Source organism: Oerskovia douganii, from assembly GCF_015142735.1.
GTDB classification, from domain to species: Bacteria; Actinomycetota; Actinomycetes; order Actinomycetales; family Cellulomonadaceae; genus Oerskovia; species Oerskovia douganii.
In genome coordinates this window covers 27488-48318 of record NZ_JACSPN010000008.1, presented here as the reverse complement: position 1 = coordinate 48318, position 20831 = coordinate 27488, and the positions used below count along the sequence as shown (strand labels likewise).

The 20831-nt window shown below is 73.4% G+C and carries 19 protein-coding genes; 9 read left to right on the top strand and 10 right to left on the bottom strand.

From position 1 onward, the window contains the following. The first annotated feature begins 7 nt into the window (after positions 1 to 7). From H9623_RS08215 to H9623_RS08200, 4 genes are all read left to right on the top strand, one after another. Complete coding sequence (locus H9623_RS08215) at positions 8 to 286, top strand: DUF3892 domain-containing protein (RefSeq protein WP_193719567.1); 279 nt, start codon at positions 8 to 10, stop codon at positions 284 to 286. Between the two features lie 6 nt (positions 287 to 292). Next, the gene (locus H9623_RS08210; RefSeq protein ID WP_193719566.1) at positions 293 to 604 is read left to right on the top strand and encodes a hypothetical protein; all 312 of its coding nucleotides are present in this window, start codon (positions 293 to 295) and stop codon (positions 602 to 604) included. Between the two features lie 72 nt (positions 605 to 676). Further along, complete coding sequence (locus H9623_RS08205) at positions 677 to 1348, top strand: hypothetical protein (protein WP_193719565.1); 672 nt, start codon at positions 677 to 679, stop codon at positions 1346 to 1348. A gap of 191 nt (positions 1349 to 1539) precedes the next feature. After that, positions 1540 to 2367: an alpha/beta fold hydrolase gene (locus tag H9623_RS08200; RefSeq protein ID WP_193719564.1), complete on the top strand. Its 828-nt coding sequence runs from the start codon at positions 1540 to 1542 to the stop codon at positions 2365 to 2367. Between the two features lie 4 nt (positions 2368 to 2371). Here the strand turns inward: H9623_RS08200 and H9623_RS08195 are convergent, their stop codons facing one another. Both H9623_RS08195 and H9623_RS08190 read right to left on the bottom strand, forming a co-directional pair. Next, entirely contained in the window at positions 2372 to 3115 is a 744-nt protein-coding gene (locus tag H9623_RS08195) for an esterase/lipase family protein (protein WP_227748375.1), read from the bottom strand. Positions 3116 to 3235: 120 nt separating this feature from the next. Beyond that, positions 3236 to 3625: a YccF domain-containing protein gene (locus H9623_RS08190; protein ID WP_193719563.1), complete on the bottom strand. Its 390-nt coding sequence runs from the start codon at positions 3623 to 3625 to the stop codon at positions 3236 to 3238. 130 nt (positions 3626 to 3755) lie between these two features. Between H9623_RS08190 and H9623_RS08185 the strand changes: the two genes are divergently transcribed. Next, positions 3756 to 4505 (top strand): YggS family pyridoxal phosphate-dependent enzyme, encoded by a 750-nt coding sequence (locus tag H9623_RS08185; RefSeq protein WP_193719562.1) that lies wholly within the window; start codon positions 3756 to 3758, stop codon positions 4503 to 4505. 10 nt (positions 4506 to 4515) lie between these two features. Here the strand turns inward: H9623_RS08185 and H9623_RS08180 are convergent, their stop codons facing one another. From H9623_RS08180 to H9623_RS08150, 7 genes are all read right to left on the bottom strand, one after another. Then, on the bottom strand, positions 4516 to 5490 hold the full coding sequence (locus tag H9623_RS08180; protein ID WP_193719561.1) for an N-acetylmuramic acid 6-phosphate etherase: 975 nt from the start codon (positions 5488 to 5490) through the stop codon (positions 4516 to 4518). Further along, positions 5487 to 6767 carry an anhydro-N-acetylmuramic acid kinase gene (locus H9623_RS08175; protein WP_193719560.1) on the bottom strand — a complete coding sequence of 427 codons (1281 nt, stop codon included), beginning with the start codon at positions 6765 to 6767 and terminating at the stop codon, positions 5487 to 5489. The genes H9623_RS08180 and H9623_RS08175 overlap by 4 nt, the downstream gene beginning before the upstream one ends. Continuing rightward, complete coding sequence (locus H9623_RS08170; protein WP_193719559.1) at positions 6764 to 8314, bottom strand: glycoside hydrolase family 3 protein; 1551 nt, start codon at positions 8312 to 8314, stop codon at positions 6764 to 6766. The genes H9623_RS08175 and H9623_RS08170 overlap by 4 nt, the downstream gene beginning before the upstream one ends. Then, on the bottom strand, positions 8311 to 9147 hold the full coding sequence (locus tag H9623_RS08165) for a carbohydrate ABC transporter permease (RefSeq protein ID WP_407671873.1): 837 nt from the start codon (positions 9145 to 9147) through the stop codon (positions 8311 to 8313). The genes H9623_RS08170 and H9623_RS08165 overlap by 4 nt, the downstream gene beginning before the upstream one ends. Positions 9148 to 9236: 89 nt before the next feature. Further along, positions 9237 to 10274 carry a carbohydrate ABC transporter permease gene (locus H9623_RS08160; RefSeq protein ID WP_407671869.1) on the bottom strand — a complete coding sequence of 346 codons (1038 nt, stop codon included), beginning with the start codon at positions 10272 to 10274 and terminating at the stop codon, positions 9237 to 9239. A gap of 7 nt (positions 10275 to 10281) precedes the next feature. Beyond that, entirely contained in the window at positions 10282 to 11589 is a 1308-nt protein-coding gene (locus H9623_RS08155) for a sugar ABC transporter substrate-binding protein (protein ID WP_193719558.1), read from the bottom strand. 284 nt (positions 11590 to 11873) lie between these two features. Next, entirely contained in the window at positions 11874 to 12923 is a 1050-nt protein-coding gene (locus H9623_RS08150) for a lipoate--protein ligase family protein (RefSeq protein WP_193719557.1), read from the bottom strand. 229 nt (positions 12924 to 13152) lie between these two features. Here H9623_RS08150 and H9623_RS08145 point away from each other — a divergent pair, with 229 nt between their 5' ends. From H9623_RS08145 to H9623_RS08135, 3 genes are read left to right on the top strand one after another with little or no spacing between them, the layout of a single operon-like run. Further along, the gene (locus H9623_RS08145) at positions 13153 to 14334 is read left to right on the top strand and encodes a BadF/BadG/BcrA/BcrD ATPase family protein (protein WP_193719556.1); all 1182 of its coding nucleotides are present in this window, start codon (positions 13153 to 13155) and stop codon (positions 14332 to 14334) included. Further along, positions 14331 to 15218, top strand: a complete 888-nt coding sequence (locus H9623_RS08140) for a MurR/RpiR family transcriptional regulator (protein WP_193719555.1) — start codon at positions 14331 to 14333, stop codon at positions 15216 to 15218. Before H9623_RS08145 ends, H9623_RS08140 begins: the two co-directional genes overlap by 4 nt. Continuing rightward, entirely contained in the window at positions 15215 to 18112 is a 2898-nt protein-coding gene (locus tag H9623_RS08135; protein WP_193719554.1) for an FAD-binding and (Fe-S)-binding domain-containing protein, read from the top strand. Before H9623_RS08140 ends, H9623_RS08135 begins: the two co-directional genes overlap by 4 nt. A 55-nt stretch (positions 18113 to 18167) precedes the next feature. Here the strand turns inward: H9623_RS08135 and cimA are convergent, their stop codons facing one another. Continuing rightward, on the bottom strand, positions 18168 to 19832 hold the full coding sequence (gene cimA / locus H9623_RS08130; RefSeq protein WP_193719553.1) for a citramalate synthase: 1665 nt from the start codon (positions 19830 to 19832) through the stop codon (positions 18168 to 18170). Between the two features lie 382 nt (positions 19833 to 20214). Here cimA and H9623_RS08125 point away from each other — a divergent pair, with 382 nt between their 5' ends. Beyond that, positions 20215 to 20784 (top strand): hypothetical protein, encoded by a 570-nt coding sequence (locus H9623_RS08125; RefSeq protein ID WP_193719552.1) that lies wholly within the window; start codon positions 20215 to 20217, stop codon positions 20782 to 20784. The last annotated feature ends 47 nt before the right edge of the window (positions 20785 to 20831 follow it).

Below are 20831 nucleotides of genomic sequence, written 5' to 3'. Positions count from 1 at the left end.
AACGACCATGAACTACATCCGCTCCGTCTACGTCGCCGACCCTGGCACCTCGAACCAGCACATCACCCACGTCGGGTGGTCCACGACATCTGCCGGCCCCCTCACGACGACCACGCGTGAACAGGTCCACGCATGGATCACCGAGGGACACACGTTCCGGTCCCTCAGCCCCCAGCAGACACAGGCCGACGTCGTCGCCAAGATCTCGACGGCGGGGACCCGCTACATCGCCACCGTCGCCGACGGCCGGGAGACCAACAATCTCCTGAACCTCCCTCGCTCCTGACCGCGCATGCCGTTCATTCGTGCGATCCGCACCATGCCGCTCGACCCCGACGGCGACGGCGTGTGCGCCGTGGGACCGCAGGTCGAGCACCTCGTCGCCGTCCTCCACTCGGTGACGACCACGGGTCCGACGACAGCCACGAGCGTCGTCGCAGTCCACCGACGTATCAGGTCCGGCGAACGCTTCCGGACCTTCGACGAACGCAACCACCACCAGGCCGACGTCGTCGCCCGGACCGATCACCACGGGCGCCGCACGCTCTCTACAGCTGTCGACGGTCGCACGAGCGACCACTTGTGGCGCCTCCCGCGCTTCTGACCGGCAGCCGCCCGGCCAGGTAAGAACCGCTCGACGGCATGAACGCCGTCGGGCCTCCACGAAGGACATCCCATGAACACCGTCGATCGCTCCACCCCACCCGCGCCCCTGCCGGGCCGCCCCTCGGCCAGGTCCACGACAACGAGATGCCGCCGCCTTGCTCTGACCGCTGCGGCCCTCGGTCTCGCCGCCGGGCTGACCGGCTGCAGTCTGAGCTCAGACGACCTGACCGCGTCCAGCGAGACCGCCATCCAGCCACCCTCGACGACCACCCCGGACACCGGTGCCGCTCCCGTCGAACCCGCCACCCCGCCGGAATCGCCCGCTGCCGAGGCAGGTACGCGCGCCAACCCGCACCCCGTCGGGACCACGGTCGGGAACGAGGACTGGTCCCTCGTCCTCGGCACCCCGCGCGAGGCCTGGGGGGAGATCAGCGCCGAGAACCAGTTCAACTCTCCGCCCGAGGCCGGGTTCGAGTTCTGGATCGTCCCGGTGACGGCGACCTACCAGGGCGCGACCTCGGGCACTCCGTGGCTCGACATCACGGTGAAGTTCGTCGGCGACGACTCGGTCACCTACGAGGACTACTGCGGTGTCATCCCGGGCGACCTCGACGAGGTCGGCGAGCTCTACGCCGGTGGTGTCGCCGAGGGCAACGTGTGTGTCGCGGTGCCCGCCGGTGCCCCGGGGCTCTGGACCGCGACCACCGGGTGGGGCGACCCGACCTTCTTCACGGCCCGCTGACCGCGCGGCTCGACGGGTCGGGAGGGGGCACTGTCTCGCCGAGCACGAGGTTACGGTCGTTCTGGGCGCCAGGACGACCGCAACCTCATGCTCGGCAACCCACGAGGCCGTGCTCGGCAACACGCCCGGCCGCGCCCAGGAACCGAACCGCACCGCTGGCCCTCGCCGACCCGCTCTGCCACGATCGGCTCATGGCCGCGAACACCGCCGGATGGACCGAGGACACGGCGGAGATCGACGGGCACCGCGTGTTCTACCGGCGCAGTCCCGAGGTCCCCGACGCCCTGCCGATCGTCCACGTGCACGGCTTCGGGATCTCCGGCTCGTCCCTCCTGCCGACGGCCGAGGTCCTGGCAGCACGGGCCACGAACCTCGTCCCCGACCTGCCGGGGCACGGCCGGAGCGAACGGTGGGACCGCACCCTCGCCATCCCTGGGCTCGCGCACGCCCTGATCCGCATCCTCGACGCCCTGGGGCTCGAGAGGGTCGTGCTGGTCGGCAACTCGATGGGCTGCCCGGTCAGCCTCGAGGTGGCGCACAGCGCGCCGGACCGGGTGGACCGCATGGTGCTCGTGTCCCCTGCCGGGGGCCGTCACAACCAGGGGCTCGCGCGCGCCATCGGCCAGCTCGCGCTCGACGGTCCGCGCGAGAGCCCCCGGATGGCACGGCTCGCGGTCCCGGACTACCTGCGGTTCGGGCCCGTCAACACGTTCAACCTGTTCAGCGAGCTGACCCGCTTCCCGTCCTTGGAGCGCATCATCACCTCGACGGTGCCGACGCTCGCCGTCGTCGGGAGCAGGGACCCGCTCATGCCGCCGCCCGCACGGGTCCGGGAGGTGGGCCGTCTCGCGGGGGACCTGACCACGGTCGCCCTCATCGAGGGCGCGGCGCACGCGATCAACTTCAGCCACCCGGGCGAGCTCGCGCACGTGATCGGCTCCTGGCTCGACGGGATCGAGATCGTCGACGACCCCGGCTCCCCCGGTCTGACGCGCGTGCTGCAGCTTCCTCGGGGGTGACCGGTCACCCCGTCGGCGGCGTCCGCTGCGGGGGCGTGCCGACGAGGCGTTCGACCAGGAGCGCGTGCAGCCTCGGGTCGGCGAGGGGCCGGAAGTGCCCCGGGGTGTCGAGCACGACGTCCTGCGCACCGTCGAGGGCGCTGCCGCCGGGGATGTGCGGGTCCCACCGGCTGTGCACCGACGTGATGCGTTCGTTGACGGCCCGCTCGGCGGACAGCGCGACGATCGTGGCGTCGTTCGGGACGAACGCGCGGACCGCGGGGGCGAGGAACCAGCGCGCGTAGGCGGAGCCGGCGAACGGCGTGTTGATCGCGATCATCGCGTCGATGCGGGCGCCGGGGTCCTCGCGCACCATGGCGAGCTTGCCGATGAGCCCGCCCTTGCTGTGCGCGACGACGACCACGTCGTGCAGGTCCTGTTCCCGGAGGTAGCGGCCCAGGAGCGCTGCTCCGTCGGCGACCGGTCGACGGTTGTCGCGCAGGTCCGGGAGCACGTGGACCGCGACCCCGTGGTCGTGGAGCAGCGTGGCGAGCGGCAGGAGGAACCGCCAGGACTCGTAGACCCCGGGGACGAGCACCACGGGCGGGCCGACCGGGTGGTCCGGTCGGCGCAGCTCGTCGGGTCCCGTGCGGGACAGCAGACCGGCCACCTGCCAGCGGAGCACGCACGCGTAGTCGAGCGCGCGCCACCACGTGCGTCGCAGGGCTCGTCCCAGGTACGGCACCTGGCCCTGTCGATCGTCGCCCATGTCTCGCTCCCGTCGTCGCCGGACCGGGGCTCGGCGGCCCGTGGTCACCGTCGGCCACCCACGGCTGCTCCGTGCTCCGCGGCCGCCCGGACTCCCCGGGCCCCACCCGATCCTGGCGCGTCAGGCGCCGAGGCGCGCGTTCGTCGGCACGATCTGCTTGCCGAGGGGCAGCAGCGAGACGGGGACCATCTTGAGGTTGGCGATGCCCAGCGGGATGCCGATGATCGAGACGAACAGCGGGATCGAGGTCACGACGTGCCCGATCGCGAGCCAGATCCCCGCGACGATCACCCAGATCACGTTGCCGATCGTGGAGAACGCCCCGGCCGTGGGCTTGTCGACGACCGTGCGCCCGAACGGCCACAGCGCGTAGCCCGCGATGCGGAAGCTCGCGATCCCGAACGGGATGGTCACGATGAGGACGCAGCAGACGATCCCTGCGGCGACGTACCCGAGCGCGAGCCACAGGCCCGCGAAGATCAGCCAGATGACGTTCAGGATCGCGTTCATGCCCTGATTCTCCCCCACGGCCGACCTCGCGGCCCAGCCCCGCAGGCGCGGCGCCCACCCGTGGTGCGCTGCGACGTCGGGCAGCGGACGCCCCCACCCGGGCGACGGGCCCCGAAACTAGACTGCTGCTGTGCCCTCCCCCCACGACACCCCCCTCGACCCGCCCCGCACCATCGCCGACCGGTACGCCGCGGTCCGTGCCCGGATCGACGCCGCAGCCCTCGCCGCGGGGCGCGCGCCGACGGACGTGCAGCTGCTCGTCGCGACCAAGACTCAGGACGCCGCGGCGGTCCGTGAGGTCGTCGCCGCGGGTGCGACCCTGATCGGCGAGAACCGCGTCCAGGAGCTCGTCGCCAAGGCCCCCGACCTCGCCGACCTGGTCGCCGACGGCAGCGTCCGGGTCCACATGATCGGGCACCTGCAGCGCAACAAGGTCAACCAGGTCCTGGCCACGGCCTCGGGCGTCGAGTCGGTCGACTCGCTCGCGCTGGCCGAGGCGCTCGCGAGCCGTTGCGCACGCGAGGGCCGCACGCTCGACGTCATGGTCCAGGTCAACGTGTCGGGCGAGGAGTCCAAGGCGGGCGTCGGGCCCGACGGCGCCGCGCACCTCTCCCGTCAGGTCGCGGCCCTGGAGGGTCTTCGCCTCACGGGCTTCATGACGATCGGCGCGAACTCCCCCGACACGGCGCTCGTGCGCGCAGGGTTCGAGCGGCTGCGCCGGATCCGTGACGAGGTGCTCGCGAGCGGCGCCCCGGGGACGGGAGAGGCGCGCGAGCTGTCGATGGGCATGAGCGGGGACCTCGAGGCGGCGATCGCCGAGGGCGCGACGGTCGTGCGCGTGGGGACCGCGGTGTTCGGGGCCCGCCCTCCCGTCGGCTGACCGGCGCCGTTCAGGCCCCGAGCGCCTCGAGCGCGCGGCGCACGCCGGGCGCTCCGGCCCCGCGCAGGGCCTCGCGCGCCCGCTCGACCCCGACCCCCGCGAGCAGCATGACGAGCGCGACCTGGATCTCGCCGTCCGCGCGGTGCAGGACCTGCTCGCACTCGTCCGTGCCGAGACCCGTGGCCTGGACGAGCATGCGCACGATGCGCGCCCGGAGCTTCTGGTTGGTGGGGCGCACGTCGATCATGAGGTTCGAGTACGTCTTGCCGAGCCGGATCATGGTCGCGGTGGAGAAGGTGTTGAGCACGAGCTTCTGCGCCGTGGCGGCCTTCATGCGGGTCGAGCCCGTGACGACCTCGGGGCCCGTGTCGAGCAGGATCGCGACGTCGACGCGTGCGGCGAGGCGCGCCTGCGGGTTGGCGCTCACGAGCACGGTCGCGGCGCCCCGCTCGCGGGCGACGTCGAGCGCTCCGCCCACGTAGGGCGTGCGGCCGCTGGCGGCGAGACCGACGACCAGGTCGCCCGCACGCACCTGGTCGGCGTCGCGCCGGCCGCGCTCGACGTCGTCCTCGGCCCCTTCGACCGCGAGCATCATGGCGCCCGCGCCGCCCGCGAGGTGCGCCTCGAACCACTCGGCCCCGACCCCGTACGTGGGCAGGAGCTCGACCGCGTCGAGGACTCCCAGCCGGCCGGACGTGCCGGACCCGAAGTAGTGGACCTTGCCTCCGCCGCGCAGGGCGGCCACGGCGAGGTCGACGGCCGCGGTGATGCGGTCGGCCTGGGCGCGCACGGCGTCGGCGACGCCCGCGTCCTCGTCGGTGATGCGGCGCACGACCTCGGCCGTGGGCAGCAGGTCGATGTCGGTCGTGCGCGGGTTGCGCTCCTCGGTGGGTGACGCGAGCCGGAGCACCTCCTGCCACTCGTCGTCGGCGGAGGCGAGTCCGGCCGGTCGTCCTGCCTGGGTGGCGGGGCGGGTGTCGGTCATCGGTGCGTTCCCTTCGGCATCGGGGCGAGCCCGAACGGGGTGTTGGCCAGCACGAGCCGGCGGATGGGTCCGGAGGACGCGGGCCAGACGAGCGGGGTGGGCGGGGTGAGCGATCCGAGGACCGCGGCGCGGCGGGCCCCGGTCGAGCGACGACGCTGCGCGCCCTGGGCGGTCCCGGCGACGCCGTGGGCCGAGAGGAAGCCCAGGAGCGCGAACAGGTACGCCTCCTTGGCGTCGATCGGCATGCCGAGCTGGTCGGCCGTGAGGAGCTCGCAGCCGTCGGGCAGGTGGGTGCGCAGCCGGGCGATCAGCGTCGGGTTGTGGGCGCCACCTCCGGAGACGACGACGCGGCGCACGCGCTGGTCGGCGGCACCCTGCTGTGCACCGGCGACGGCGAGCAGCCCCTCCACGACGGTGACGGCGGTCAGCTCGGTGAGGGTCGCGACGAGGTCGGGCCCCGTGAGGTCGGGACGCACCGACGCGAGCTTGCGCGGCACGTAGGTCGCGTCGAACAGCTCGCGACCGGTCGACTTGGGGGCCCTGGCCGCGAAGTAGGGGTCGTCGAGCAGGGCGCGCAGCGCGACCTGGTCCACGGTCCCGGCGGCGCCCAGGACGCCGTCGCGGTCGAAGGGCTCGCCGGTGAGGGCGTGCGCGGCGAGGTCGACGAGGCAGTTGCCGGGGCCGGTGTCCCACCCGGTCACGGGCGCCTCGACCTCGCCGACGAGCGTGACGTTCGCGATCCCGCCGATGTTGAGCGCGGCGCTGAGCCCGGCGGGCGCGCCGTCGGGCGACTGCGGGTCGCGGCCGAGCCACAGCGCGTCGAGCACGCTCACGAGGGGCGCGCCCTGGCCGCCCGCGGCGATGTCGGCGACGCGGAAGTCGCTGATGACGGGGCGCCGGGTGCGCTCGGCGATCCAGGCGGCGTTGCCGAGCTGGAGGCTGCCGTGCGCGCGGGCTCCGACGACCCAGTGGTAGAGCGTCTGCCCGTGCGACGCGACGAGGTCGACGTCACCGCCCGCGACGTCGTCGACGGCCTGGCGTCCGGCCTTGCCGAACTCCTGCCCGATGAGCGTGTCGAGCTGCGTGACCTCGCCCATGTCGACCGCGGCGGGTGGCAAGGCCTTGAGGATGCGTTCGCGCAGCGCGGCGGGCCACTCGTACTCGGTGTGCCCGAGGGGCCGCATGCGCAGCACCCCGTCGGGGCCGAGGTGGAAGTCCGCGGCGGCGGCGTCGATCGCGTCGACGGAGGTGCCGGAGGACAGGCCGAGGACGATCATCGGGACACCTCCGAGGTGAGCGCGGTCAGCTGCCCGACGGCGGCGCGTGCGTTGGCGCGCCCCGTGCCGCACGCCACGACCACGGTGGTCCGGTCGTCGAACCAGGCGGGGACCGCGTCGGGGAAGCCGGTGTGCACCACGACGAGGTCGGGGCGCGCGGCGCGCAGGACGTCGAGCGTCGCCGCCTCCCCGCTGCCGGGGACGGGTTCGCGCGTGATGGCGACCAGAGGGCGGCCCACGCTCGTCGCGACCTCGACGAGCACGGTCTCCCACCCCGCCGGGTCGCTGAGCGCGTGGACCCTCGCGTCGGGGAAGGCTGCGAGGAGCGCGGTCTGGACGTGCTGCGCGGTGCGCCCGGCAGCGTGGTCGAACCGCTGGCGCAGGTCGACGACGTCGGGCGCGGGGCCCGACGGGTCGAGGTGCGCGGCCGGCCCGTGGGTGCGCACGGCCCGCTCGGCCGCCTCCTGCCCGACGGCGGCGAGCGCCTCGAGCGCGGCCGTCGCCTCGGCGGGACCGCAGGTCAAGCCCGCGGCGACCTGGCGGTCGCGCACCCGGCGCAGCATGCGGGCGGTGCGGGCGCCGGACTCGCGCAGGCGCTCGATCGTGACCCGGCCCTGCTCGACGGCCGCGAGGAGCGCGGCCTGCGCCTGGCGGAACAGGGCCTCGTCGTCGCGGCCGACCGTGGTGCCGAGGCACAGCAGGTCGGCCCCGGCCTCGACGGCCTGGACCGCGACCTCCCCGATCCCGTCGTCGCCCGTGACCGCACCCATGTCGAGCGCGTCCGTGATGATCGGGCCGTCGAAGCCCAGCTCGCGGGCGAGGGCCGCCGCGGCCGGCTCGAGCGACACCGGGCGCGGACCGATCGCGGGGACCAGCAGGTGCGCGGTCATGATCGAGTCGAGGTCGACGTCGGGCTCGAAGGCCCGCACGAACGGCGGCAGGTCGCGCTCGCGGATCGTGGCGAGCGGGTCGTCGACCACGGGCAGCGACAGGTGGGAGTCGACGTCGGTCGCCCCGTGGCCCGGGAAGTGCTTGCCGCAGGCCCCGACGCCGGCCCGGTGGAGGCCGCGCGTGAACGCGGCCCCGTGCCGCGCCACGCGCTCGGGAGTCGCGCCGAACGCACGGACGCCCACGACGGGGTTCTCGGTGCGGGAGTTGACGTCGAGCACGGGCGCGAGGTCGAGGTCCACGCCGGTCGCGGCGAGCAGGCGCCCGAGGGCGAGCGCGACGCGCTCGGTCAGGTCCTCGTCGTCGACGACCCCCAGGGCCGCAGCCCCCGGGATGCTCGAGCCCGTGCCGGCCTCGAGCCGGCTCACGTCCCCGCCCTCCTCGTCGACCGCGACCAGGAGGTCGGGCGAGACCTCGTGGAGGTGCGCCGAGAGCCGGGCGGTCGTGGCGACGTCGGGCGTGTTCTGCGCGAAGTAGATGACGCCGGCGAGCCCCTGCTCGCAGGCCGAGAGCAGCCAGGCGGGGGCGTCCGTCCCCGTGAAACCGGGGAGCAGGACGCCGTTGACGGCGCGCAGCGCGTCGTGGTGCACGGTGGTCATCCCTTCACCGACCCGGCGGTCAGGCCGGAGGACAGGTTGCGCTGCACGAGGACGAAGAAGACGATCACGGGCAGCGTGATGAGGGTCGAGGCGGCCATGACGGCGCCCCAGTCGGTCGTGTTCTCGCCGAAGAACTTCTGCAGTCCGATCGGCACGGTGTACTTGGCCGACTGCTGGAGGAACGTCAGGGCGAAGATGAACTCGTTCCACGCCGTGATGAACGAGAAGACGCTCGTGGCGACGACGCCGGGAGCGACCAGGGGAAGCAAGATCTTCCAGAACATGCGACCCCACGACGCGCCGTCGAGGTACGCGGCCTCCTCGAGCTCGACCGGGACGGCCGCGACGAAGCCGCGCAGCATCCAGATCGCGAACGACAGCGAGAAGGCGATGTACACGATCGTCAGGCCCAGGAGCGAGTTGAGCATGCCGAGGGTGCGCATCTGCAGGAACAGCGGGATGACGAGCGCCTCGAGCGGCACCATCTGCACCATGAGGACGAGCACGAGGATCGCCTTGCGGAACCGGAACCTGAAGCGGCTCACCGCGACGGCCGCGAGCAGCGCGAGCACCGACGAGAACACGACCGCGCCGACCGCGACGACGATCGAGTTGCGCAGGTAGGCGCCGAACCCGCCGTCGTCGATCACGGTCACGAAGTTGTCCCACGTGACACCCGCGGGCAGGAGCCGGGCGCCGCGCGTCGGGGCCTCCGGGTCGATCGCCGAGGAGAACATCCAGTAGGCCGGGAACAGCGCGAAGACGAGCAGCGCGACGATGCCGACGACCTTGCCCGCGGTGGGCAGGGGGCGCTTGCGCGCCTTGACGCGCAGGACCTGGGGTACGCGGTCGCCGGGCGCCCCGGACCCGGGCGTGCGGGCGGCCGACCGCGGGGTGCTGGACGGGGTGCCGGTCAGGGCGCTCACAGCTCCTCCTCCTTGAACAGGGTGCGCATGTACACGACGGTGATCCCGAGCAGGATCAGGGTGAGCAGCACGGCGATCGCCGAGCCCATCCCGTACTTGCCCTGCGCGAAGGACTGGATGTACGACCACACGCCGAGGTTGAAGACGTCCTTGTTGCCGCCGTTGCCCCCCGGCATGAGGTAGATCTGCGTGAAGACCTTGAAGTCCCAGATGGTCGACAGGATCGTGACGACCGCGAAGACGGGGCGCAGGATCGGCGCGGTGATGGTCCAGAACCGGCGCCAGGGCGTGGCACCGTCCATCATCGCGGCCTCGTGCAGCTCCTTGGGGATCGTCAGCAGGCCCGCGAGGACCGTGATGGCGACGAACGGGAACCCGTGGTGCACGACGTTGAGGGTCGCGATCGCGTAGAAGCTCAGGCGCTCGGTGAACCAGTTCGTGGTCGCCGGGTCGATCAGCCCGACCGAGTCGAGCACCGAGGAGACCAGGCCGTTGAGCGGGTCGAAGATCCAGATCCACACGTAGGTGCCCGTGATGGCGGGCACGGCCCAGGCGACCATGATCGCGGTCGAGCAGATCGTGCGCCAGAACGTCCCCAGGTTGTTGAGGAACAGTGCGACGGCCGTCCCCAGGACGACGGTCAGCACCACGCACGCGACCGCGAAGCCGATCGTGTTGGGCAGGACGACGGTCCACAGGAACGAGTCGCCGAAGATCGCGGCGTAGTTGTCGAACCCGATGTAGTTCGACTCTCCCGAGGCGATCTGGCGCAGGCCGTAGTCCTGCAGCGAGATCATCACGACGCGGGCGAGCGGCCACAGGAGCAGGACGCCGAGGACGGCGAGCGCGGGAGCGAGGAGCAGCCACGGTCGGATCGGCGACCTGTGGCCGAGCACGCCGTGCATGCCGTGCAGGCCTGCGCCGCGGCGCGGGCCGCCGGCGGTGGGGCCGGCGGTGGACGAGGGGGGCGGGGCCGGGTCCCGGCGCGTCAGCTGGTCGGCCGACGCACCGGGAACCGGGTGCAGATCTGCCATGGGCTCGTCAGGACCCGAAGGTCTCGTTCATGTCGGCGGCCGCGGTGTCGGCGGCCTCCTGCACCGTGGCGCTGCCCGAGAGGATCGACTGCAGCATGGTCTCGACCGTCTTCTTGCCCTGGATCTGACCGTAGAGCGGCGTCACGGGGACGGAGGCGCCGGCCTCGACCATCTGCTGGGCGAACGGTGCGACGAGCGGGTCGTTCGCCTCGATGACCTTCTCCAGGAGCGAGGTCTGCCCCGGGAAGTAGCCCGACTGCTCACCCCACGCCTCGGCGAACTCGCCCGTCGTCATCATCTCGACGAACTCCCACGCGAGGTCCTGCTTCTCGCTGGCCGCGAAGACACCCAGGTGCGACCCTCCCAGGAAGGAGTCCGAGAGGCCCTCGGTCTCGCCCGGGATGGGGAACGCGCCGATCTTGTCGGCCATGTCCGGGACGTCCGCGACGATCTTGCCGGGGGTCCAGCTGCCGGAGATCATCATGCCGACGTTGCCCTGCTCGAAGTTGGACAGGAGATCCGTCTCCTTCCACGTCGTGGCAGCCGCGGTCGACAGTCCCGCGCTGGTCGCGAGGCCCGTGTAGAACTCGAGCCCCTTGACGGAGTCGGCAGAGGCGATCTCGGACGTCCAGGTGTCGCCGTCCTTGGCGGCCAGGTCGCCGCCGGCGCCCCAGACGAAGGGCATGGCGCCGTACTGGCTGTCGCCCGCGACGGGGAAGGGGATCAGGCCGGGGTTCGCGGCCTTGAGGGCCTCGCCCGCGGCCTGGAGCTCGGCCCAGGTGGTCGGGACCTCGATGCCCGCCGCCTCGAAGAGGTCCTTGCGGTAGACCACCGAGCGCACCCCGGCGTACCAGGGCATGCCGTACTGGGCTCCGTCGAGCGTCGCGGACTCGACCAGACCGGGGACGAGGTCCTCCTCGAGGCCCGCTTCCTTGATCTTGTCGGACAGGTCGGTCAGTGCGCCGACGTCGGCGAACTCTCCGGTCCACGTGGTGCCGAGCTCCGCGACGTCCGGGGTGGTGTTGCCCGCGATGGAGGTCGTGAACTTGTCGTGGGCGCTGGCCCACGGCTGGAACTCGATCTGGAGGTCTGCACCGGTCTCTTCCTTGAAAGCGGTGGTGACCTCGTCGAAGAACGCGTCCCTGTCGGGGTTGGTGCCCTCCATGATCCAGACCGTGAGGGTCTCGCCGGAGTGGTCGGCGGAGGCTGCGTCCCCCGCGGCCTCGCCGCCGCCGTTGTCCCCGCCGCCACACGCGGTGAGGCCGAGCGCCAGGAGGAGTGTGCCCGTGACGGCCACCGTGCTGCGTCGCTGCATGCCGTGACTTCCTTTCTGGTCGGCGGCCGCGTCGCGGCCAGCCGTTCGTCCCTGCGGACCTGATCGTTCGCACGGGCGCCGGACAGTCGGCACCCTTCGACTCTGAAACAAACTTACATCAGGCTGGGTTGTCGTGAAGATTACCGCCACGGCCGGGCAGAAGGAAGCCCGGCGAGAAGTTGTGACCTGTTGGTGACCTCGGCGCGCCAGGGACCGCGGTGCGGCCGCACGCCGGAGCGCGCCCCGGCCCGCGTCCGCGCGGGCCGGGGCGCGCCCTCAGCGCGTCACGGCACGCGCGCGGTCCACTCCTCGGTGCCGAACTTCGTCCGGACGAGCTCCTCGGCCTGTGCCCGCTCCTCGGGCGTCACCGCACCGTCGACCGTGCGGTACCGCGAGCGGAAGTGCGCCTTGAAGGCCTCGATGACCTCCTCGCGCGCCATGCCGGTCTGCGAGCGCACCGGGTCGACGCGCTTGTTCGCGCTCTTGGTGCCCTTGTCGCTCATCTTCTCGCGGCCGATGCGCAGGACCTCGAGCATCTTGTCGGCGTCGATGTCGTACGCCATGGTCACGTGGTGCAGCACCGCTCCCCCGCGCAGGCGCTTCTGCGCGGCGCCCGCGATCTTCCCGGCCGGGGACGCGATGTCGTTGAGCGGCTTGTACGTGGCGTTCACGCCGACGTCGGCGAGCGCGCCCAGCACCCAGTCGTCGAGGAACGCGTACGAGCGCTCGAAGCTCAGGCCCTCGACGAGCGAGGCGGGGACCGTCAAGGAGTAGGTGATGGTGTTGCCCGGCTCGACGAACATGGCGCCGCCGCCCGAGATCCGGCGCACCACGGTGATGCCGTGCTTCGCGGCCCCCTCGGGGTCCACCTCGTTCCTGAGGGACTGGAACGACCCGATGATGACGGCGGGCGCCCCCCACTCCCAGATGCGCAGGGTCGGACCGCGTCGACCCGCGTCGAGCTCCTCGGTGAGGACCTGGTCGAGCGCGAGGTGCATCGCGGGCTGCTCGGGGCCCTCGTGGATGATCTCGAACACGTGGTCGTCCCAGCCGGTCGCGTGCCCGAGCGCCCGGCGCACGGCGATCGCGACGGCCTCGGGCGAGAATCCGACCATGGTGATGTCGTCCGTGAGGACCGCCTCGACCGCGCGGGTCAGGTCGGCCACGGTCGACGTCTCGGGCAGGCCGGTCAGCGCCGCGTTGATGTCGTCGAGCGCGTCGTCGGGCTCGAGGAAGAAGTCTCCGCTCAGCGCGACGCGGGACAGCCTCCCGTCGTCCGTCTCGACGTCGACCGCCACGAGCTTGCCACCGGGAACCTTGTACTCGCCTCTCATGGGCTCCACGGTACGTGTCGCGCGAGGGGAGCTGCCGTTCCGCCGGTCGCCCGTCCGACCGAGGCCTGGTGACGTACCCCACACGAGGAGTAGCCTCCGGGCAGCGGGCCCCCTCGGGAGCGCGCCCTGCGTCGGGCGACCGACGCGTCGGACGCGGCGACACCGGGTGAACCGTGGCGCTTTTCTCCATATTCTGGCATCTGTCTGAAAATTCATGCCACAATGAGGCGTGACCAGGACGCCCGACGCCGCACCGGACCGCACACCGGCCCAAGCAGCCCCGCGAGCCGCTTCCCCGGCCTCCCCCCGCTGGGTCGTCGCGATCGACGTCGGAGGGAGCGGCAGCCGCCTCGCCGCAGCCCTGGTCCCGTCCGCTCCGGCAGCCGGGGCGCCCGCGCCCGCGCCCGCGCCCGCGCCTGCGGCGGGGGCGGCAGCGGCGGCGGACGACGATCACGGGCAGCGGGTGACCCTCACGGGTCGCGCCGTCTCGGTCGGCCCGGGCGGCAGCGACGTCGCCGACGTCGTGCACGACCTCGCGACCGCGTTCGTCGCCCGGTGCTCCGGAGCCGTCGACGGCCGGCCCACGGTCGCCGCCGCCGCGGTCGGCGCGACGGGCGTCGCGACCCTCGTCCCGGACCCGTCCGCGGTCCACGAGGCGCTCCGGACGAGCCTCGGGCCCGAGCGCACGGCCGTCGCCGCCGATGCCGTGACCGCGCACCTCGGTGCACTGGGCGGGCGCGCGGGGGCCGTGGTCGCGGTCGGGACCGGCACGATCGCCCTGGGCACCGACCTCGCCGGGACGTGGCAGCGGGTCGACGGCTGGGGCCACCTCCTGGGCGACCTCGGGTCGGCCACGTGGATCGGCGCGCACGGCCTGCGTGCCGCGCTCGCCGCGCACGACGGCCGCGCGACAGGAGCGTCCGCGGCGCTCCTGGACGCCGCCACGGCCAGGTTCGGTCCCGCCACCACGTGGCCCGCCCAGCTCTACACGCGCGCCGACCGTGCCCAGGTCCTCGGTTCCTTCACGCCCGACGTCGCAGCCGCGGCCGCCGCGGGAGACCCGGCGGCCGTGCAGATCCTCACCGAGGCGGGTCGGCACCTCGCCGAGTCGCTCGCGGCGGCCCTCGTCCCGGCGCTGCCGCCGCTGGCCGCCGCCACGGGCGGGGTCCTCGCGGCCGGCCCGTCCCTGACGGGCGCTCTCGCGCGCCGGTTCGCGGCCCTGCGCCCCGACGCCGAGCTCGTCCCCTCCGCGGGCACCCCGCTCGACGGCGCGCTCCACCTCGCCCGCCGGCTCGCGACGGGGCCCGGCGCCCTCGTCGCCCGCCCGCCGTGGCTGAGCCTCGCCGGTCCCGCACCCGCTGCCCGTCCCGACCCCAGCCGTCCCACCCCACCCCCAGGAGAACCGACATGACCGGTGATGGACTCGTCCGCATCCGCCAGGCGCTACCGACCCTCCGCCCGGCCGAGGCCCGGATCGCGGAGGCCGTGCTCGCGGACCCGGCCGCCGTCGTCGGGTCCACGATCAACGAGCTCGCGGCGCGCGCGGGGGCCTCGCAGGCGACGGTCGTGCGCTTCTGCCGGGCGATCGGCTACGCGGGCTACCCCGAGTTCCGGATCGACCTCGCCCAGGCCACGTCCCGGCGCGAGATGGAGATGGAGCGGTCGAACGTCGCGCACGGCGAGATCAACGAGACCGACACCGCCGAGGACGTCGTCGCGAAGATCGCGTTCCACGAGGCGCGGACCATCGAGGAGACCGCGCGCATGCTCGACCTCGCGGCCCTCGAGCAGGTCGCCGCGGCCGTCGCTGCCGCCCCTCGGATCGACGTGTTCGGTGTCGGGTCGAGCGGGCTGACGGGGCAGGACCTCGCGCAGAAGCTCCAGCGCATCGGGCTCGTGTGCTTCGCGTCCCCCGACCCGCACCTCCAGCTCCAGTCGGCCGCGCTCCTCGGCCCGGGGGCCGTCGCGATCGGGATCTCGCACAGCGGCCAGACGGTCGAGACCAACCACGCGCTGGGCATCGCGCACGAGCGCGGTGCGACGACCGTCGCGATCACGAACTTCCCCGAGTCGCCGCTGGGGCAGGTGGCCCGCATCGTCCTGGCCACCACGGCGCGCGAGACGCAGTTCCGGTCGGGGGCCCTGTCGAGCCGTATCGCCCAGCTCGCGGTCGTCGACTTCCTGTTCGTCCGGGTCGCGCAGCGCCTGTACGAGCAGACGAGCGCCAACCTCAAGGCGACCTACGACGCGGTCCAGCCCCACCGGCTGGACGGGGAGCGCAAGGCGCGCGCATGACGGTCTCGGCCGCGACGCGACGCGCTCTCGAGATCCGGACGGATCTCCTGACGCGGGTCGCGCACGCGCACGACGCGTCGCACTACCTGCTGCGCCCCGAGGCCGTGGCCCGGGCGCAGGACGTGCCCGACGTCGTCGCGGCATTCGCCGAGGCCCGTCGCCGCGGGCTGCCGGTCACGTTCCGGTCGGGCGGCACGAGCCTGTCGGGACAGGCGTCGGGCGCCGGCCTGCTCGTCGACACGCGCACGCGCTTCACGCGTGTCGAGGTGCTCGACGACGGCGCACGCGTGCGCTGCCAGCCGGGCGTGACGCTCCGCTCGGTCAACGCGCGGCTCCTGCGCCACGGGCGGCGTCTCGGCCCGGACCCCGCGAGCGAGATCGCGTGCACGATCGGCGGCGTCGTCGCGAACAACTCCTCGGGCATGGCGTGCGGGACGGTCGACACCGCGTACCGCACGGTCGACGCGATGACGCTGGTCCTGCCGAGCGGCTCCGTGCTCGACACGGGGGCGCCCGACGCCGACGAGCGCCTGCGCGCCCTCGAGCCTGCGCTGCACCGCGGCCTGGCCGCGCTCCGCGACCGGGTGCGCGCGAGCGGGTCCATGCGCGCGACCATCGCGCACCAGTACTCGATGAAGAACACCATGGGCTACGGCGTCAACGCGTTCGTGGACCACGAGTCCCCCGTCAAGATCCTCGAGCACCTGGTCGTCGGCTCGGAGGGGACGCTGGCGTTCGTGGCCGACGTGACGTTCCGGACCGTCCCGCTGCTGCCCGCGGCCTCGACGACCCTCCTCGTCTTCGACGCGCTCGAGCGCGCGACCGACGCCCTGGCGACCCTCACCGGGTCGGGGGCCCGCGCGATCGAGCTGCTCGACGCGGCGTCGCTGCGCGTCGCGGCCGCGGACCCGCTCGCCGACGCGTCGATGCGGGCCTTCGCGACCGCGACGACCGAGACGGCTCTGCTCGTCGAGTACCAGGCCACGACCGCCGACGCCCTCGACCCGTTCGAGGAGGCCGCGCGCGGCGTCATCGCCTCGCTCGACCTCGCGACGCCAGCCGCCCTGACGCGCGACCCCGCGGCCCGCGAGCGCCTGTGGCGCGTGCGCAAGGGCCTGTACACCGCGGTCGCCGGGGCTCGGGCGCCGGGCAGCACGGCCCTGCTGGAGGACCTCGTCGTCCCGGTGCCCGACCTCACCGCGACGGTCCGCGACCTGGGCGGGCTCTTCGCGCAGCACGGCTACGACGACGCCGTGACGTTCGGGCACGCCAAGGACGGCAACCTGCACTTCATGATCACGCCGCACCTGTCGGTGGGCGACGAGGTCGACCGCTTCGCGGCCTTCACCGAGGACATGGTGGGGCTGGTGCTCGGCCGGGGCGGGTCCCTCAAGGCCGAGCACGGCACGGGCCGCATCATGGCGCCCTTCGTCCGGCGCCAGTTCGGCGACGACCTGTACGCCGTGATGCGCGAGGTCAAGGCCCTGTGCGACCCGGAGGGGATCCTCAACCCCGGTGTGCTCCTCAGCGACGACGACGAGGCGCACCTCCAGCACCTCAAGCTCGTGCCGCCCGTCGGGACGTCCGCCGCGGGAGACCTCGCGGCCGTCGTCGACCGCTGCGTCGAGTGCGGGTACTGCGAGCCCGCGTGCCCGTCGCGGACGGTCACGACGACCCCACGCCAGCGCATCGCGCTGCTGCGCGAGATGGTCACGGCCGCCCCGGGCGAGCTCCGCGAGCTCGAGCGAGCCTACGAGTACTCGGCGGTCGACACGTGCGCCGTCGACTCGCTGTGCGTGACCGCGTGCCCGGTCGGGATCGACACGGGCAAGGTCATGAAGGTCCGGCGAGCGCAGCGACACGGCGGCGTGGTCCAGCGCGCCGGGCGCGTCGCGGCCGACCGCTGGGGCGGAGCGGTCACGGGCCTGCGCGGGGCGCTCGGCGTGGTCGACCTGCTGCCCACCCCCCTGGTCGCCGCCGCGTCCAGGGCCGGGCGCGCGGTGCTGGGCGACGACGTCGTGCCGCTCGTCGGGGCGGACCTGCCAGGGCCGGGGCCGCGACGCGTCTCGCCCGCTCCCCGTGGCCGCGCGGCCGCCGACCGGGACGACGACGCCCCAGCGGCATCCGTCGTCTTCTTCCAGTCCTGCACGGGCTCGCTCTTCTCGCCTGCCGGCTCCTCCCCCAGCCCGGGGGGCGTCGGTCCGGCGTTCCTCGCGCTGTGCGACCGCGCGGGGATCGCGGTCGCGATCCCCGCGGGCGTCGAGGGCCTGTGCTGCGGCACGCCCTGGGTCTCCAAGGGCCTGACCGACGGCGCGGCCGCGATGGCCGGGCGGACCTTCGACGCGCTCTGGGCCGCGACCGACGCCGGCCGCCTGCCCGTCGTCTCGGACGCGTCGAGCTGCACGCACGGCCTCGAGGGGGTCGGCGGGCACCTGACCGGGGAGGCGCGCGACCGGTTCGAGCGGCTGCGGGTCCTGGACGCCGTGACGTTCGTGCGGCGCGACGTCCTGCCCGTGCTCGAGGCGACCGGCCGCGATCCACGAGCCACGGGGCGCGCGGTCGGCTCGCTCGTCCTGCACCCCACGTGCTCGTCGATCCACCTGGGGGTCGTCGGCGACCTCGAGGCGGTCGCACGCGCGGTGGCCGACGACGTCGTGCTCCCCCTCGACGCGGGGTGCTGCGGCTTCGCGGGCGACCGCGGGATGCTCCACCCCGAGCTCACGGCCGCCGCGACGCGCGCCGAGGCCGCCGAGGTCGCGGCCCACGCGCTCGAGCACGGCGCCGCGGACGCGTACGCGTCGAGCAACCGCACGTGCGAGATGGGACTGAGCAGGGCGACGGGGCGGGACTACGTCCACGTCGTCGAGCTGCTCGAGGCCGCGACGCGACCCTGAACCCCGGCGGCCCGGCCGGGACATGCACGTCCCGCCCGGGCCGCGCCCAGGATCGTCAGCGGGCCGAGACGCCCGCGTGGACCAGGCCGTAGATCGCCGAGTCCGTCAGCGCCTCCCAGGCCGCCTCGATGAGGTTCGGCCCCACGCCCACCGTCGACCAGGACCGGGCGCCGTCGGTCGTCTCGATGAGCACGCGCGTGATCGCGTCGGTGCCCTGCTCGGTGTCGAGGATGCGGACCTTGAAGTCGATCAGCTCGAACGCCTCGATCTCCGGGTACACGCGCCGCAGCGCGAGCCGCAGCGCGTGGTCGAGCGCGTTCACGGGCCCGTTGCCCTCGCCCGTCTTGACGATGCGCTTGCCGCCGGCGTGCAGCTTGACCGTGGCCTCCGCGGTCGCCTCGGTGCCGCGCCCCCCGGCCCGCTCGACGATCGTGCGCCAGCTCTCCACCCGGAAGTACTGCGGCCGCTCGCCCGCGATCTCCTCGCGCAGGAGCAGATCGAACGACGCGTCCGCGGCCTCGTACGTGTAGCCGCGGGCCTCGTCGTCCTTGACGCGGTTGGTCACGCGCGAGAGCACGTCGCCCTGGTCCGTCAGGTCGAAGCCCATCTCCCGGCCCTTGAGCTCGATCGAGGCGCGCCCCGCCATGTCGGAGATGAGCATGCGCATGTCGTTGCCGACGAGCGTGGGCTCGATGTGCTGGTAGAGGTCCGGGTCGACCTTGATCGCCGAGGCGTGCAGCCCGGCCTTGTGCGCGAACGCGCTCGCCCCGACGTACGGCTGGCGGGCGTACGGGGAGATGTTGGTGATCTCGCTGATCGCGTGCGCGATGCGCGTGGTCTCCTGCAGGCCGCCGTCGACGAGGAGCGAGCGCCCCTGCTTGAGCTCGAGGTTCGCGACGACCGTGATGAGGTCCGCGTTCCCGGTGCGCTCTCCGTAGCCGTTGACGGTCCCCTGGACGTGCGCGGCGCCCGCGGCGACGGCCGCGAGCGAGTTGGCGACCGCGCAGCCCGAGTCGTTGTGCGCGTGCATCCCCAGCAGCGGGTCCCCGGGCTGGGCGTGGAGCCCGTCCGGGATCCCGACGACGTCGCGCAGCTCCGTGACGATCTCACCCACCAGCTCCGGCAGCATGCCGCCGTTGGTGTCGCACAGCGCGACGACCTCGGCCCCCGCCGCGAACGCGGCCTCGACCGCGGCGCGCGAGTAGGCCGGGTCGAACCGGTAGCCGTCGAAGAAGTGCTCGGCGTCGAGGACCACGCGGCGCCCCTCGGCCACCAGGAACGCGACCGTGTCGGTGATCATGGCGAGGTTCTCGGCGCCCGTGGTCCGCAGGGCCCGCTCGGCGTGGCGGATGTCGGACTTGGCGACGAGCGTGATCACGGGCGCCTGCGATGCCAGGAGGGCACGGACCTGCTGGTCGTCGGCCGCCCGGACCCCGGCCTTGCGGGTCGCGCCGAACGCGGCCAGCACCGCGTTCTTGAGCGTGAGCTCGCTGGCCGCACGGGAGAAGAAGTCGGTGTCCTTGGGGATGGCCCCGGGCCAGCCGCCCTCGATGAACCCGACACCCAGCTCGTCCAGCAGGGGGGCGATCGCGAGCTTGTCGGCGACCGACAGGTTCATGCCCTCCTGCTGCGCGCCGTCGCGCAGCGTCGTGTCGTAGACGTGGAACGTCGGGGGTGCGCTCGCTGTGGCAGGAGCAAGGGGGTTCACCTGGGAAGTCATCGTGCCGCTCTCTGGGGTTCCGGGGTCCAGCGGTGCCGCCTGGGCGGGACCACTCTAGGCGGGCCGGGCGAGGCGCTTGCGCGTGCCGCCCGGCGATTCCTCGTTCCCACGCGCCGGGCGGTCGCTCTCGTGAAGCTCGTGCCCGGCGCTTCGCTGTCCGACGAGGGTGGGGTCGGGCAACAAAAAAACCCCCCGAGGGTGCGGGAGGTTTGCGCGTCCGGTGTGGTGGCCGGGCGCGCTACTCGATAATGAGGTGGGAGACGAGGTGTGTCACAGGACACATGCTGCCACAGGAGTTGCCAGGATGGAACGGTGTCCACAGGCTGAGCACCTCGACCAGTGAGCGCCCGGAACGGCAGCCTGCAACGACAGGAGACGCATCATGAGCGACCCGAACTTCCCGCCCCGCAGCAACGTGCCACCGCCCGGGACCCCCGGATACCCCGCGGTGCCGCCGGCCATCCCGCCCGTCGTCCCACCCGACCCGCACGCGGACTTCGTCCCGCCCGAGCCCGTCAACCCCGCGGACCCGCGCCTCGCGGTCGAGGTGGGCCGCTTCTGGGCAGGTGCCGCCGCCACCGCACTGGTCGCCGCGCTGATCGGGCTCGTGGCGGTCATCATCCTCGAACGGATCTTCTCGCTCTCGCTCGTCCCCCCGCCGGACCTCTTCGCGACCGGCTCGCACCAGGCGGCGTTCGCGATCGACGGCGCGGTGCTGGCCCTCCTGGCGGCAGGGCTGCTCCACGTGCTGATCCTCACGACACCGCGGCCTCGCGCGTTCTTCGGCTGGATCATGGCGCTCGTGATCGTCGTCATCACGGCCCTGCCGTTCGCCTGGACCTCGGACCTCACCGCGGCGGCCCTGTCCGGGCTCGTCAACCTGCTCATCGGGGTCGCGATCTGGTCGCTGCTCGCGGGGGTCGCGGGGCGCACGATCGTGCGGGCGGCCTGAGCCCGGGCCGAGACGCGGGGGGGGGGGGGGGGGGGGGGGGGGGGGGG

Excerpts from the sequence above, each read along its gene's own strand:
- H9623_RS08215 (WP_193719567.1), top strand. The coding sequence starts at position 8 with ATGAACTACATCCGCTCCGTCTACGTCGCCGACCCTGGCACCTCGAAC.
- H9623_RS08210 (WP_193719566.1), top strand. The coding sequence starts at position 293 with ATGCCGTTCATTCGTGCGATCCGCACCATGCCGCTCGACCCCGACGGC.
- H9623_RS08205 (WP_193719565.1), top strand. The coding sequence starts at position 677 with ATGAACACCGTCGATCGCTCCACCCCACCCGCGCCCCTGCCGGGCCGC.
- H9623_RS08200 (WP_193719564.1), top strand. The coding sequence starts at position 1,540 with ATGGCCGCGAACACCGCCGGATGGACCGAGGACACGGCGGAGATCGAC.
- H9623_RS08195 (WP_227748375.1), bottom strand. The coding sequence starts at position 3,115 with ATGGGCGACGATCGACAGGGCCAGGTGCCGTACCTGGGACGAGCCCTG.
- H9623_RS08190 (WP_193719563.1), bottom strand. The coding sequence starts at position 3,625 with ATGAACGCGATCCTGAACGTCATCTGGCTGATCTTCGCGGGCCTGTGG.
- H9623_RS08180 (WP_193719561.1), bottom strand. The coding sequence starts at position 5,490 with ATGACCGACACCCGCCCCGCCACCCAGGCAGGACGACCGGCCGGACTC.
- H9623_RS08175 (WP_193719560.1), bottom strand. The coding sequence starts at position 6,767 with ATGATCGTCCTCGGCCTGTCCTCCGGCACCTCCGTCGACGCGATCGAC.
- H9623_RS08170 (WP_193719559.1), bottom strand. The coding sequence starts at position 8,314 with ATGACCACCGTGCACCACGACGCGCTGCGCGCCGTCAACGGCGTCCTG.
- H9623_RS08160 (WP_407671869.1), bottom strand. The coding sequence starts at position 10,274 with ATGGCAGATCTGCACCCGGTTCCCGGTGCGTCGGCCGACCAGCTGACG.
- H9623_RS08155 (WP_193719558.1), bottom strand. The coding sequence starts at position 11,589 with ATGCAGCGACGCAGCACGGTGGCCGTCACGGGCACACTCCTCCTGGCG.
- H9623_RS08150 (WP_193719557.1), bottom strand. The coding sequence starts at position 12,923 with ATGAGAGGCGAGTACAAGGTTCCCGGTGGCAAGCTCGTGGCGGTCGAC.
- H9623_RS08140 (WP_193719555.1), top strand. The coding sequence starts at position 14,331 with ATGACCGGTGATGGACTCGTCCGCATCCGCCAGGCGCTACCGACCCTC.
- H9623_RS08135 (WP_193719554.1), top strand. The coding sequence starts at position 15,215 with ATGACGGTCTCGGCCGCGACGCGACGCGCTCTCGAGATCCGGACGGAT.
- cimA (WP_193719553.1), bottom strand. The coding sequence starts at position 19,832 with ATGACTTCCCAGGTGAACCCCCTTGCTCCTGCCACAGCGAGCGCACCC.
- H9623_RS08125 (WP_193719552.1), top strand. The coding sequence starts at position 20,215 with ATGAGCGACCCGAACTTCCCGCCCCGCAGCAACGTGCCACCGCCCGGG.